The 13437-nt window shown below is 57.2% G+C and carries 14 protein-coding genes and 1 tRNA gene; 8 read left to right on the top strand and 7 right to left on the bottom strand.

Annotation, left to right across the window (positions count from 1 at the left end; genetic code table 11):
- Positions 1-311: 311 nt before the first annotated feature.
- A complete protein-coding gene (locus CWM57_RS12545) occupies positions 312-908 on the top strand; it encodes a TfoX/Sxy family DNA transformation protein (RefSeq protein WP_074386392.1) in 597 nt (198 codons plus the stop codon).
- 13 nt (positions 909-921) lie between these two features.
- On the opposite strand, the gene yccS is transcribed toward CWM57_RS12545, so the two are convergent.
- A complete protein-coding gene (gene yccS, locus CWM57_RS12540; protein ID WP_100631488.1) occupies positions 922-3057 on the bottom strand; it encodes a YccS family putative transporter in 2136 nt (711 codons plus the stop codon).
- Between the two features lie 17 nt (positions 3058-3074).
- The gene (locus CWM57_RS12535; protein ID WP_012542294.1) at positions 3075-3521 is read right to left on the bottom strand and encodes a YccF domain-containing protein; all 447 of its coding nucleotides are present in this window, start codon (positions 3519-3521) and stop codon (positions 3075-3077) included.
- A 124-nt stretch (positions 3522-3645) separates the two neighbouring features.
- On the opposite strand from CWM57_RS12535, the gene helD reads away from it, so the two are divergent.
- Positions 3646-5700 (top strand): DNA helicase IV, encoded by a 2055-nt coding sequence (gene helD / locus CWM57_RS12530; RefSeq protein ID WP_100631489.1) that lies wholly within the window; start codon positions 3646-3648, stop codon positions 5698-5700.
- Positions 5701-5711: 11 nt separating this feature from the next.
- On the opposite strand, the gene mgsA is transcribed toward helD, so the two are convergent.
- Positions 5712-6170 (bottom strand): methylglyoxal synthase, encoded by a 459-nt coding sequence (mgsA, locus tag CWM57_RS12525; protein WP_008805898.1) that lies wholly within the window; start codon positions 6168-6170, stop codon positions 5712-5714.
- Between the two features lie 153 nt (positions 6171-6323).
- Here mgsA and CWM57_RS12520 point away from each other — a divergent pair, with 153 nt between their 5' ends.
- Entirely contained in the window at positions 6324-6737 is a 414-nt protein-coding gene (locus tag CWM57_RS12520; protein WP_002898434.1) for a CoA-binding protein, read from the top strand.
- 29 nt (positions 6738-6766) lie between these two features.
- Here CWM57_RS12520 and hspQ read toward each other — a convergent pair whose 3' ends face one another.
- Together hspQ and rlmI are read right to left on the bottom strand one after the other, a co-directional pair.
- Positions 6767-7084, bottom strand: a complete 318-nt coding sequence (gene hspQ / locus CWM57_RS12515; RefSeq protein ID WP_002898441.1) for a heat shock protein HspQ — start codon at positions 7082-7084, stop codon at positions 6767-6769.
- Positions 7085-7143: 59 nt separating this feature from the next.
- Positions 7144-8346: a 23S rRNA (cytosine(1962)-C(5))-methyltransferase RlmI gene (rlmI, locus tag CWM57_RS12510; RefSeq protein ID WP_061155149.1), complete on the bottom strand. Its 1203-nt coding sequence runs from the start codon at positions 8344-8346 to the stop codon at positions 7144-7146.
- A 190-nt stretch (positions 8347-8536) separates the two neighbouring features.
- Between rlmI and CWM57_RS12505 the strand changes: the two genes are divergently transcribed.
- From CWM57_RS12505 to yccX, 3 genes are read left to right on the top strand one after another with little or no spacing between them, the layout of a single operon-like run.
- Positions 8537-9091, top strand: coding sequence for a YbhB/YbcL family Raf kinase inhibitor-like protein (locus tag CWM57_RS12505; protein ID WP_100676000.1), 555 nt, complete (start codon positions 8537-8539; stop codon positions 9089-9091).
- A 17-nt stretch (positions 9092-9108) separates the two neighbouring features.
- The gene (locus CWM57_RS12500) at positions 9109-9897 is read left to right on the top strand and encodes an AraC family transcriptional regulator (protein WP_061155147.1); all 789 of its coding nucleotides are present in this window, start codon (positions 9109-9111) and stop codon (positions 9895-9897) included.
- Between the two features lie 48 nt (positions 9898-9945).
- On the top strand, positions 9946-10227 hold the full coding sequence (gene yccX, locus CWM57_RS12495; RefSeq protein ID WP_012542291.1) for an acylphosphatase: 282 nt from the start codon (positions 9946-9948) through the stop codon (positions 10225-10227).
- On the opposite strand, the gene tusE is transcribed toward yccX, so the two are convergent.
- Positions 10224-10553 (bottom strand): sulfurtransferase TusE, encoded by a 330-nt coding sequence (gene tusE / locus CWM57_RS12490; protein ID WP_002898457.1) that lies wholly within the window; start codon positions 10551-10553, stop codon positions 10224-10226. The two genes, yccX and tusE, sit on opposite strands and share 4 nt — an antisense overlap.
- 89 nt (positions 10554-10642) lie before the next feature.
- On the bottom strand, positions 10643-11302 hold the full coding sequence (yccA, locus tag CWM57_RS12485; RefSeq protein WP_002898458.1) for an FtsH protease modulator YccA: 660 nt from the start codon (positions 11300-11302) through the stop codon (positions 10643-10645).
- Between the two features lie 268 nt (positions 11303-11570).
- Here yccA and CWM57_RS12480 point away from each other — a divergent pair, with 268 nt between their 5' ends.
- Positions 11571-13196 carry an ABC transporter substrate-binding protein gene (locus tag CWM57_RS12480; protein ID WP_100675999.1) on the top strand — a complete coding sequence of 542 codons (1626 nt, stop codon included), beginning with the start codon at positions 11571-11573 and terminating at the stop codon, positions 13194-13196.
- A 146-nt stretch (positions 13197-13342) separates the two neighbouring features.
- Positions 13343-13430, top strand: a tRNA-Ser gene (locus CWM57_RS12475).
- Positions 13431-13437 lie beyond the last annotated feature (7 nt).

Below are 13437 nucleotides of genomic sequence, written 5' to 3'. Positions count from 1 at the left end.
TATCTACCTGGGGAAAAGATCAACCGCAATTTGCCATTTTGCTGGCTGAAATTTAATCATTTCCAGGCGCGTCTTATCTATAGAGATGCGCACCTCTTCTCAACGATATCCTTCACGCGGGCTAATCATTTCTTTCCACCCTGTTGATTGCAGCAACGTCAGCGATTTTCTGAAAGCGTCTCGCAAAACCGCGTTCTGGTGGAAAAGTCGGCGAAAATCATCTTGCTGCTGTTCGGGAAGTCCCTTATGTTTTCTCTTAGCAGATCCGTTAACAACTTAAGTTTAATTACATGATTAACAAAGGAATGATCATGAGAAAACTAGTATGTCCGCGGTTCCCGCAATTTCAGGCCTGCGTCTCGCCGCTGGGTCAGTTATATTCTCGTCCGCTTTTTGGCGGCTATAGCCTGGCCATTGATGATACGGTGTTTGCGATGGTGGCAGAGGGGGATATTTACCTGAGAGCCTGCGAGCAGAGCGCCGCGTATCGGGTTGAACATCGTAATCCTTTATTAACGCTACGCCGACACGGGCGCATCGTGCCGATGAAGTATTATCAAATTGACGAGGCATTGTGGCGCGATGAAACACAGCTTTTTCGGCTGTCGCTGCTGTCGTGGCAAAGCGCCCAGCGTGAAAAGTACCACCGCCGGGAGTCTGGCCGCCTGAAGGATTTACCCAATATCAGCTTTCATATGGAATTGCAGCTGATCCACGCGGGCATACCGGATGTCAGGACGCTTCGGGAGGTAGGCGCTCAGCAGGCCTGGCAACGGCTGCGAGAAAACAACGCCTCCCTGTCGGTCAACGTCTTGCTGGCGCTGGAGGGGGCGATTGTCGGCGTTCACACCGCTGCACTCCCGACGCTGCGGCGTCAGGAGCTGCTCGAATGGGCTGGAGCCCGCTAGCGGACGACCACCGTTATTCGGTTTGAGCGTGGACGCGCTGTTGCAGGCGGCAAATTTCAGGCAGCAGCGCGAGCAACAAGCCAATCTGCTGCAATACCAGCGGCTCTTTACTGTCCGCGCGCGGTTCCAGATGCTGGATCCGGCTTTGCAGGCTGCTCAAAGCCTTCTGCACCCGATGTTCATCGGCGGGGGTATGGTGCAGGGCGTCATCAACATAACAAACGGCATCATCCAACAGGGCAAGGATATCAGGGGTGGACAGTTTTTCCCGATGCGCGCCGAGAGCGGAGATGTAGCTGGTGAAGGTATGGTTGAGACACAGCAAGCGAAAAGCGGTCTCGCGCTGGGCGCCATCCGCGCGCGGTTCAGTCGACAAATTCGAGACCACGGAGGCCAGTTCGGCATCACGGTTGTAGGCATCACGGCGGGCGACACGATAGGCCAGACGGTTGTCGCGGCCCTGGTGATACTGCTCCAGAATGGCATCCAGATAACGGCAGTTCGCGTTCATCGCCCGGTCCAGGACGCGCGGCAGATTGCGAAATTTCCAGTCCGGCCAGATGAAGCTGACCGCCGCCCAGGCGATGGCGCAGCCGATCAGGGTATCAATGATGCGCGGCAGCGCGACCTCAAAGCCTTCGCCAAGCAGGTTAAAGCACAGCAGCACCAGCAGCGTAATAAACATGGTGGCATGGGCGTACTGCACGTTACGAAAGGCAAAGAACAGCACGCCGGTGAGCACGATCAACACCAGTTGCCCTTCAACAGAAGGCACCAGCAGCAGGACGGGCAGGCCGATCGCCACCCCCACCAGCGTGCCGATGATCCTCAGCGCCAGTCGGTGTCGGGTGGCGTTATAGTTCGGCTGACAGACAAACAGGCTGGTCAGCAGGATCCAGTAGCCATGCTGGAGCCCGGTAAACTGGATAAAGGCATAGCCGGCGCAGAGGACCAGCGACATACGTACCGCGTGGCGAAAGAGAGCGGACTCCGGTGACATGTTGCGCCGCAGACGCAGCCAGATGTCGTTCAACCCGCCGAGTCTGTCGTCGGCCAACAGCGTCTCGGTGTTGCTCCCGGCAGGCGCGGTCGTTTGCACAGATTCAATCGTGGCCAACTGCGCATCGATAGCGCGCAGGTTATTGAGTAAAAATCCAAGGGCATTGATCTGCTCGTCGGACGCGCCGCTGGCGCGCACGCGGTCGAGCGCCGCGTCGAGATGCATAAACGCGCGTTCAAATTGGGCGTCATGCTGGTAGGGTTCGCGCAGCAAAATCGCCCGTGAAAGTTTCTGACAGGCCTGGGCCTGCATCGAGAGCATGCGCTGGAAACGGAACATCACATCGCTGTAGCGGAATTGATCGCGTAAGGTCTGGTACTGAATATGCGATGAGCTGGCGCGTTCGTGGATATCCTGGGCCACAAAATAGTACTGCAGCGTGCGGCGGGTGCCGCGCTGGCCCCGATCGCCTCGCAGCCTGGTCAACAATGAGACCTTAGTTTGATTGAGCGTGGCCACCAACTGGCCGTTGGCGAGGGCCAGATCGTACAACGGCGCCTGGCTCTCATCCTCCAGGTCAGGATCAAACAGTCGGGATTTGAGCTCAAGATAGCGGGCCAGTTGCTCATAGCTGCGCGCAAGGTTGTCCTGTAGCGGTCGAATCGGAAATATCAGGTGCCCGGACAATGTCAGCAGGTTGTACCACACGGCGCCCGCCAGCAGAAACAACGGCTGCAGATACCAGTGATCGTACAGCGTGACGCCGAGCATCGTGTAAATGGCGATGAGCAGGGCGCCGAAGGCGATAGTGGCATAGCGCTGACCGAGGCCGCCGAGCAAAATAAAGCCAATGGTAGACACGGTCAGGCCAAGAGCAAACAGCGGCGGCCACGGAAACAGTAGCTCCACAGAGGCGGAGGCGATGAAAAAACAGACCAGGGTAATGGCGAGGTTGCGCAGACGACCGGTCAGCCGGTCGTCGAGGTCGGTCAGGGCCGCGGCAACAACGCCAAGGGTGAGAGGGATGGTCAGTTTGACTTCGCCGATCCACCAGGGAAACAGCGTTGTGCCGCAGAGCGCGATAAAGATCCGTACGTTATAAAGCCAGGCACTGTTCCAGGTATAGCGGCGTAGCAGGGGGCTAATCATGTCCGTGTTCCGTTCGGTTACTGAAAGCGACGACGCGCATTGGCTTCACGTGCGGCACGCGCGGTTTCCACAGAGACGACCCTGCGCCCTACCGGCCAAAGGGCAATGGCAGCAATTTTAAAATTCGCGATCCCCACCGGGATGCCAATAATGGTCAGACATTGAGCTATGCCGCTGAAAATATGCATCAGGCACAACCACCAGCCGAAAAAAATGAACCACAGAATATTCAGCACGGTGCCGCCGGCGTTGAGAAGACCGTTTTTACGGCCCGGCTCCAGCTCATCGACATGAATCGCCTCGTTACCGTAAGGAAATAACGAGAGTCGGGTTATTTCCCAGCAGGAGCGGGTCAGCGGCAGCGTGACGACCAGAATGATGCTAACCAGCGTGGCGAGCAGCCAGCCTAAAGTGGTGGCGAAACCACCAAGGATAAAGTTCAAAATATTCAGAATGGTACGCATAAACCCTCGGTTTTGCCCTGTGGATAATAAGACCTGACAATTGTAACGTTTTTTTGCGCTGGAGCACCTGGTCCCGGGCGGTTAAACTGAAAAACAATCCACCCTGATTGAAAATCGACATTATATGGAACTTAAAGCGACAACATTGGGCAAACGCATGGCTCAGCACCCTTATGATCGGGTGCAGTTACTGAATGCCGGCGTAAAGGTTTCCGGCGACCGTCATGAGTATCTTATCCCTTTCAATCAGTTATTGTCAGTGCATTGTAAGCGCGGTCTGGTCTGGGGCGAACTAGAGTTTGTGCTGCCTGACAGCAAAGTCGTGCGTTTGCACGGTACCGAGTGGAGCGAAACGCAGCGCTTCTATCACCATTTACAAGCACTCTGGGAGCAGTGGAGCGCGGAAATGAGCGACATCGCCGCAGGCGTGCTGAAGGCGCAGCTGGCGACGATCGAGCACACCCGTGCGGAAGGCAAATGGTTGACGCGTCAGCAGGTGGCGGATGTGCAGGATAACATTCGCCAGGCGTTGACTGGCTTGCCGATGCCCACCAGCCGGCTTGAAGCCTTTGACAACTGTCGGGAGCTGTGGCGGGAGTGTCAGCGCTGGTTAGGGGATATTGAAGCGACACGCCTGGCCCATAACCAGGCCTTCACCGAGGCGATGCTGGAGCAGTATCGCGGCTTTTTTGACGGCGTTGAGTCGTCCCCTCTTAATGCCTCACAGGCACGGGCGGTGGTGAACGGCGAACGTTCCCTGCTGGTGCTGGCGGGCGCGGGCAGCGGCAAAACCTCGGTGCTGGTGGCGCGGGCAGGCTGGCTGCTGGCGAGGGGAGAAGCGGCAGCAGAGCAAATTTTGTTACTGGCATTCGGCCGCCAGGCGGCGCAGGAGATGGATGCGCGGATCCGCGAGCGTCTTGCATCCGACGATATCACCGCGCGTACCTTCCACTCGCTGGCGCTACATATTATTCAGCAGGGCAGCAAAAAAGTCCCCACCATCAGCAAACTGGAAAGCGATAGCGCAGCTCGTCAGGCGCTGCTCGTGAAAAGCTGGCAGCAGCAGTGTCAGGAGAAAAAAGCGCAGGCGAAAGGCTGGCGCCTGTGGCTGGAAGAGGAGATGGGCTGGCAACTGCCGGAGGGCGATTTCTGGCAGGACAAGAAGGTGCAGCGGCGTATGGCCAGTCGGCTCGACCGCTGGGTTAGCCTGATGCGTATGCACGGTGGCTCCCAGGCAGAGATGATTGCCGGGGCGCCGGAGGCGGTACGCGATCAGTTCAGTAAACGGGTGAAGCTGATGTCGCCTCTGATGAAAGACTGGAAAGCGGCACTGAAGGCCGAGAATGCGGTCGATTTTTCCGGCCTGATCCATCAGGCGGTCAATATTCTCGATAAAGGCCGCTTCGTCAGCCCATGGAAACACATTCTGGTGGATGAATTTCAGGATATCTCGCCGCAGCGGGCCTCGCTGTTGGCCGCATTACGCCGGCAGAATACCCAAACCACGCTATTTGCCGTCGGGGATGACTGGCAGGCGATTTACCGGTTCAGCGGGGCCCAGCTTTCCCTGACCACCGCGTTTAATCATTACTTTGGCGAAGGGGATAGCTGTGCGCTGGATACCACCTATCGCTTTAACGGCCGCATTGGCGAAATCGCCAATGGCTTTATCCAGCAGAATCCACATCAGTTAAGTAAACCGCTGAACAGCCTGACGGCGGGCGATAAAAAGGCCGTCACGCTGTTAGCCGACGATAAGCTGGATGATTTACTGGATAAACTGAGCGGCTACGTTAAGCCCGAGCAGCGGATCCTGCTGCTCGCCCGCTATCATCATCTGAAACCCGACGCGCTCAACAAGGCGGCGACGCGCTGGCCGCATCTGCAGCTTGATTTTATGACTATTCATGCCAGCAAAGGCCAGCAGGCGGACTATGTGATTGTGCTGGGACTGCAGGAGGGAGAGGATGCGTTTCCCGCGCCGGCGCGCGAGTCGATCATGGAGCAGGCGCTCCTGCCGCAACCGGAAGATTTTCCTGATGCGGAGGAGCGTCGACTACTGTACGTGGCGATAACCCGCGCACGTCATCGGGTGTGGTTGTTGTTTAACAAAGCGCAACCTTCGCCGTTTGTCGACATCCTGCAGGCCCTGGATGTGCCGGTTGCCAGGAAACCCTGATCACGGCTGGGTTATTTCAGGCGCTCGGCAAGATAACGCGGATAATCCGGGATTAGAATATCGAGCGGCTGATTAAAGTGCGGTGACTGGATGATAAAGTCAGCGGTGGAGACGTTAGTCGCGACCGGAATGTTCCAGACGGTGGCCAGGCGCAGCAACGCTTTGACGTCCGGGTCGTGAGGCACGGCGTTCAGCGGATCCCAGAAGAAGATCAGCACGTCGATTTTCCCTTCTGAAATGAGCGCGCCAACCTGCTGGTCACCGCCCATCGGGCCGCTCAGCATGGCATTGACCTCCAGTCCGGTAGCCCGCGAGACCAGGTTACCGGTGGTGCCGGTGGCATACAAAACGTGTTGCGCCAGCAACGCCTGATGGCGAGCGACCCATTTCATCAGCATATCTTTACAGTGATCGTGAGCCACCAGCGCGATATGTTTTTGCGCGGACAGGGTACGAGTTGTCAGTTCCATATTTTCATTCCACATTTTGACCTGCAGACAGATTACTGAATGTGGCTGCTGCTGCAAGCATCGGGGTGAAAATTTTGTCGAATCTGTGGGTTAGCCTGGATGGCCGCCTGCTGCGGATTAGCATACACTTAGGTGAAATAGCAGGAGGAACCCATGAAAGAGAACGATATTGCCGGCATCCTGACGTCGACACGGACGATTGCGCTGGTTGGCGCCAGCGACAAACCTGACCGCCCGAGCTACCGGGTCATGAAGTATCTGTTGGATCAGGGGTATCACGTTATCCCGGTTTCGCCGAAGGTGGCGGGCAAGACGCTGCTGGGACAGCAAGGGTATGCGACGCTCGCCGACGTTCCGGAAAAGGTCGACATGGTTGATGTCTTCCGTAATTCAGAAGCGGCGTGGGGCGTGGCGCAGGAGGCGATAGCCATCGGCGCGAAAACGCTGTGGCTGCAGCTGGGGGTGATCAATGAGCAGGCCGCAGTGCTGGCCAGAGAAGCCGGGTTAAACGTGGTGATGGATCGTTGTCCGGCCATTGAGCTGCCGCGACTGGGATTAGCAAAATAACAAAAAACCCCGCCAGGCGGGGTTTTGTTTTAGTTGCGAAGGCGCGGAGCCTGCAGCTGCTGACGAATCGTTTTGGCCAGTTCGTCGAGGGACGGCTGTTCCGGGTGTTCGTCGCGGGTTTCGCTGCTCAGCTGCGCTTCTGCCAGATAGGTGTGGATCGGCTGACCATCATCATCTTCCATCACCACATGGTACCAGGGCGCCGCACGCAGTTCGTCATTGGCGGCAATCTCATCCTCTTCCGGTTCCGCGAGTGAATACTCGGGATCGACATCGACGATGACGCCCAGGTAGCCCAAGAGCGTATGGCGGACCTGTTGGCCGATACCGAATTTGCTGGCTATCATAGGCACCTCCTGGGAAACATGAATACTCCCTATATGAGGCTCATGTTTCGTTTTTCAAGTTACATGACGCGACAGGCAAACCCCTTCAGATACAGCCCTTCCGGGTAGGTTGCGATCACCGGGTGGTCGGCAGCCTGACGGAACTGTTCTATAAATTGTACATCACGCCCGGCATCAATTGCGGCATCCGCGATGATTTTCTGAAATAAATCGGTGGTCATCAGGCCGGAGCAGGAGAAAGTCAGCAGCACGCCGCCGGGGTTCAGCAGCTGGATCGCCAGCATATTGATATCTTTATAACCGCGGCAGGCGCCCATCAGCTGGCTTTTGTTTTCCACGAACTTCGGCGGATCCATCACGATCACGTCGAATTTCTCTCCCTGATCGCGGTATTTACGCAGCAGTTTGAACACGTCGTCGCGCACAAATTCCGCTTTGGACAGATCCAGTCCGTTGAGCTCTACGTTCTGTCGGGCAACGTCCAGCGCTTCCTGAGAGGTATCCACGCTGGTGACCTGGCGGCAGCCGCCCATCAGCGCTGACACCGCAAAGCCGCCGGTATAAGAGAAGCAGTTCAGCACTCGCTTATCGGCGACATAGCGGCGAGTAGCCAGGCGACTGTCGCGCTGGTCGAGGTAGTAGCCGGTTTTGTGCCCGCCCTGGATATCAACCAACAGCTTCATGCCGTGCTCGGTGATTGGCAGCAGCGCCGGGGGCAGCTCGCCCACCACCGGCCCCTGGGCCAGCTCCAGTCCCTCTTTTTTACGCACGGCGACATCGCTGCGATCGTAAATGGCACAGTCCGGGAACAGGTTCTGCAGGGCGCTGATGATGGCGGCCCGCTGGTATTCCGCGCCTGCGCTGAGCAACTGCAGCACGAAAAAGTTGCCAAAGCGATCAATCGTCACGCCCGGCAGCCCATCGGACTCGCCGGCGATCAGACGGTAGCTGTCGAGGCCATCGCGCTCTGCCAGCCATGCCCGCCAGGTTTGCGCTTGCTGCAGGCGGCGTTCAAAGAAGGCGCTATCGATGGTTTCATTGCGGTCGAAGGTCCACACGCGGGCGCGGATCTGCGACGACGGCGAGTAAGCGCCGCGGGCCAGCCATTTTCCCTGATGGTCAACGATATCGATGGTTTCACCGCTGCGGGCTTTACCCTCCATGCGGGCGACGCCGCCGGAGAAAATCCACGGATGGCGACGCAGCAGGGATTTCTCGCGTCCTTTGGCTAACACTAAGCGGGGGAATAGGGAATCTGTCATGGAGCTACCTTTAAGCAACGGGAATGTCGGCACCGAAAAATGGCGCGTAGAGTAGCACACCTGGCGCACGCAAGCATCTTTCGCCCGGCAGGCACAGGTGAGCGTTTCGGCACAAAATGCAGGCGCTTCGGCACATTCAGCTTGTGCGGACTCTCATACCCTGTTTTCTCACCCCAACGAGGATCAGATGATGAAAACAGGTATCCGCATGGTCGTGGCGATGGTCGCGATTGTGAGCAGTGGCGCGATGGCTGCGCCGTTTAGCGTGAGCAGCGATGATATGCATGACGGGCAGGCGCTGACCCGGAAGCACTGGTTTGCCGGTTTCGGCTGTACCGGAGGCAATGTCTCCCCGCAGCTGGCATGGAAAAATGCCCCGGCGGGGACGCGAAGCTTCGCGGTCACTGTCAGAGATCCCGATGCGCCTACCGGCAGCGGCTGGTGGCACTGGACGGTGGTCAATATCGCCAGCAGCGTCTTTTCGCTGCCCGCTGGCGCGGGAGATAAAAACAGCGCTACACTGCCGGGCGGAGCGGTACAGGGCCGCAACGATTTTGGCTATGCCGGCTTCGGCGGCGCCTGTCCGCCAGCGGGAGATAAACCGCACCGCTACCGTTTTACAGTATGGGCGCTGGATGTCCCTACGCTGCCGGTGGATGCCGGGGCCAGCGGGGCGCTGGTCGGCTATCTGTTACACAGCCATGCTCTCGCCAGCGCACAGTTGACAGCGATGGCCGGGCGCTAAAATAAAGGGTCGATCCGATGGAGAGTATCCACTTCCAGCATAACGCCTTAACCGCGGCAGAGGTCACCACCCGACGGCTGTGTAGATTGCATCGGGTGCGCCTGTTCTCCCCGGCGCTCTGTCGGGTTAAACGCGGCAGCAAAGTGATTGTGCAAGGGGAGAGCCGGGTGCTGGCGACGCCGCAACAGCTGATTGTGTTGCCGGCTGACGTTGAGCTGGAGGTGATTAACCAGCCGGATAACGGCCTGTTTTGTTCCGATCTGCTGTCGCTGACCCCCGAGCTGCTGACGATGTTTAAGACCCGTTATCTCAGGGAACCACCGCCAGGGCGTCTGACCTCGCTCTGTGCCCCGGTGACGACAGAGCTGGCGTTTATGTGGCAAAGCGTCCTGCAGGCGGTGCGGGAAGGCTTATCCTCTTCACTACAGCACCACCAGACCATGGGCCTGCTGCTGGCCTTGCACGAGGCGGGCTATGCAGGCCCGCTGCTCGTCGAGCGGCAGCAGGATCTGTCGGCGCAGGTTCGACAACTGGTCATGCTGTCGCCGGCGCAGGCATGGAGCGTGTCGCGGGTGGCGAAAATGCTCTTTCTCGGCGAGTCCACGCTGCGCCGTCGGCTGCAGCAGGAATCGCAGAGTTTTCGCCAGATTGTTGAGGAGGTGCGGATGGCTCACGCCCTGGGGCAGCTGCAGACCACCTCGCGGCCAATAGGCGAAATCGCGCAGAACAGCGGATATCAGTCGGGATCGCGCTTTACCGCGCGCTTCCGTCAGCATTATGGTTTACTGCCGAAGCACGTACGCTGAGCGAATTTGCTATCCTCAGCGTAAAGTGTGAGCGAAAAGGAGATGATAATGGCCAGTATCTGCACGATGGCATGGGTTTACGGTTCGGTTCAGGGCGTAGGGTTTCGCTATTCAACACAGCGGGAAGCGCTGCAGCTGGGGTTGACCGGCTATGCCCGTAATCTGGACGACGGCGGGGTGGAAGTGCTTGCCTGCGGCGAGGCAGAGCAGGTGGAGAAACTCATCGCCTGGCTGAAAGCCGGGGGGCCGCGCAGCGCGCGGGTTGACCGAGTGTTAACCGAACCCCATCAACCCACCCGCAGCTGGGAAAAATTCGCGATTCTCTATTAGATGCACTTCACCGGCTTCGGCAGCCCGGCGATTTTGGTCGCCTGTTTGGCGGGGCCTTTCGGGAACAGGCGATAGAGATAGCGGCTGTTGCCTTTCTCTTCGCCAAACTTGTTGGCCATCGCCTTCACCAGCATGCGGATCGCCGGAGAGGTATTGAACTCAAGGTAAAACTCGCGCACAAAGCGCACCACTTCCCAGTGTTCAACGGCGAGCGTTATCCCTTCCTGCGCGGCAATGACTTCCGCCATCGCCTCGCTCCACTGGGTGGTATCTTTCAGATAGCCTTCGCTATCCGTTTCAATTTCGTTGCCTTCAAAAATAAACATGATTTTTCACATACCGCCTGAAACTGGCCGCAGTGTAGCAAAAAAAAAGGCCCCGCATAAGCGAGGCCTCAGGATGAGCAGGAGAGCGGTTAGTCCCGGCTGGCGAAGCCCAGGATGCTCAGCAGGCTGACAAAGATGTTGTACAGCGAGACATACAGGCTAACTGTTGCGCGGATGTAGTTGGTTTCACCGCCGCGGATGATGTTGCTGGTCTCGAACAGGATGGCACCCGAAGAGATCAGGATGAACACCGCGCTAATCGCCAGATGAAGCGCCGGCAGCTGCAGGAACAGGTTAGCGACCATACCAATCAGGACCACCACCACGCCCGCCATCAGCATCCCGCCGAGGAATGACATGTCTTTGCGCGTCGTCAGCACGTAGGCCGAGCAGCAGAAGAAGACCAGTGCGGTGCCGCCCAGCGCCAGGCCGATTAAATCGCCCATGCCGGCAGAAAGGTACGCGTTCAGCATCGGCCCAAGGATATAGCCGAGGAACCCGGTGAAAGCGAAGGCGGAAATAATCCCGGTGGGTTTATTCGCCGTTTTATAGGTCAGGAACATCAGACCGTACATCCCCACAAGAGTCAAAATCAGCCCCGGGGAAGGAAGCATCAGCACCGTGCTGGCGGTGGCGGTGATAGCGGAAAACGCCAGCGTCAGGCTGAGCAGGAAATAGGTATTACGCAGAACCTTGTGCGTGCTGAGCAGCGAGGAACGGTCACGCGATGATGTAATTATGCGATCCATGAGTCACTCTCTTATGACAGATGTAATTAGGGATAAAGAATAAGAAAAACAAGCGTGAAGCCCTAATGCTTTTACCCATCTTTACTTAGCTTTTGCCGCTTTTGTCCAGCATAAAATTCTACATGGATTGGGAAAAGCGATATGTTTTCGCGTTTCGCTTCGGTGAGCCGATCGAAATCTTATAGGTTGCTGAAATATATTGCTTTATTTAAATTCTGCGACTAAGTGTGGAAGGGGGAATCACTCCGTACGTTAAAGGCAAAGGGAAATGACATTACACAAAAACAATCACATCACGCGAACGTTCCTGGCAATGAGTCTGATGGTCATAACCGGCGGGGCGCTGGCGGCACAGGTGCCGCCTGGCACCCAGCTGGCGGAAAAGCAGGAGCTGGTCAGAAATAACGGCAGTGAACCTGCCTCACTCGATCCGCATAAAGTCGAGAGCGACATTGAATTCAACATCATTAGCGATCTCTTTGAAGGGCTGGTCAGCGTGACGCCTGCGGGGGCGATCCAACCCCGGCTAGCGGAGCGCTGGGAAAACAAGGACAACCTGTTATGGACCTTCCATTTACGCCCCGGTCTGACCTGGTCCGACGGCACGGCCATCACGGCGCAGGATATCGTCTGGAGCTGGCAACGGCTGGTCTCGCCGGCCACCGCCTCGCCCTATGCGAGCTATCCCGGCAATATGCATATCGCCAACGCCCGCGAAATTGCCCTGGGGCAAAAGGGACCCGAGACGCTGGGGGTAAAAGCGCTGAACGACTCCACGCTGCAGGTCACTCTGAACCAGCCGAATGCCGCTTTCCTGGCGATGCTGGCGCACCCTTCGCTGGTACCGATCGACAAAGTGCTGGTGGAGCGTTTTGCCGATAAATGGACCCGACCAGAGCATATCGTCACCAGCGGCCCGTATAAGCTGACCCAATGGGTGGTGAATGAGCGGCTGGTGGCTGAACGTAATGCGAAGTACTGGGATAATGCGCACACCGTTATTAATAAAGTGACTTACCTGCCCATCTCTTCGGAGGCTGCCGATGTCAACCGCTACAAAGCGGGGGAGATCGATATTGTTTATACGGTGCCGATCAATCAGTTTGCGCAGTTGCAGAAAACCATGGGCGATCAGCTGGACGTTTCGCCGCAGCTGGCGACCTATTACTACGAATTCAATACTACCCGCCCGCCGTTTAACGACGCCCGCGTGCGGCGCGCGCTGAATATGGCGCTTGATAAAGATATCATTGCCGGAAAAGTGCTTGGCCAGGGGCAGCGACCGGCCTGGGTGATCAGCCAGCCGGATATCGGCGGCGTGACGCTGCACAACCCGGACTACGCCAGCTGGCCGCGCGAGAAGCGGATTGCTGAGGCGAAAAAACTGCTGGCGCAGGCGGGGTATGATGACAGTCACCCATTGGTCTTTACCCTGCTGTATAACACCTATGAGTCGCACCAGCGTATCGCCATCGCCGCCAGCTCTATGTGGAAGAAAAACCTCGGCGTCGAGGTGAAGCTGCAGAACCAGGAATGGAAGACGATGCTGGATACCATGCATACGCATAACTTTGACGCCGTCCGCTATGCCTGGATCGCCGACTACGACGATGCCACCACTTTCCTCAATACGTTCCGTACCGGTGATAGCGAGAACACCAGTCAGTACAGCAACCCGGCTTACGATGAGGCCCTGCGCAATGCGGCGAAAGCCTCCGACGTAGCGACACGGGGCAAATACTATCAGCAGGCGGAAGATCTGCTGGCGCAGGATGTTCCCGCCATTCCGGTCTATCACTATGTGCGTACCCATTTAGTGAAACCCAGGGTGGGCGGTTTCACGCCGGATAAGCTGGGGTATTACTACACCAAAGACATGTACATTAAAAAATAGTCATCTGATAGTGGTGAGGAGCGCTGATTTTATGTGCGAACTGCCTGAAATTCAGACGAATAACACAAAATTGTTTGTTTTTAAGGCAGTTGAACAAAATGGTGCTTTACAGCATCCGCCGAGGTGTTTATAGTGCGCCTCACACCGGAAGTGTGGCCGAGCGGTTGAAGGCACCGGTCTTGAAAACCGGCGACCCGAAAGGGTTCCAGAGTTCGAATCTCTGCGCTTCCGCCATATAAAA

Source organism: Klebsiella sp. G-Nf4 (genome assembly GCF_002810615.1).
GTDB classification, from domain to species: Bacteria; Pseudomonadota; Gammaproteobacteria; order Enterobacterales; family Enterobacteriaceae; genus Klebsiella; species Klebsiella variicola.
This window is presented reverse-complemented; position numbering and strand designations above follow the sequence as displayed.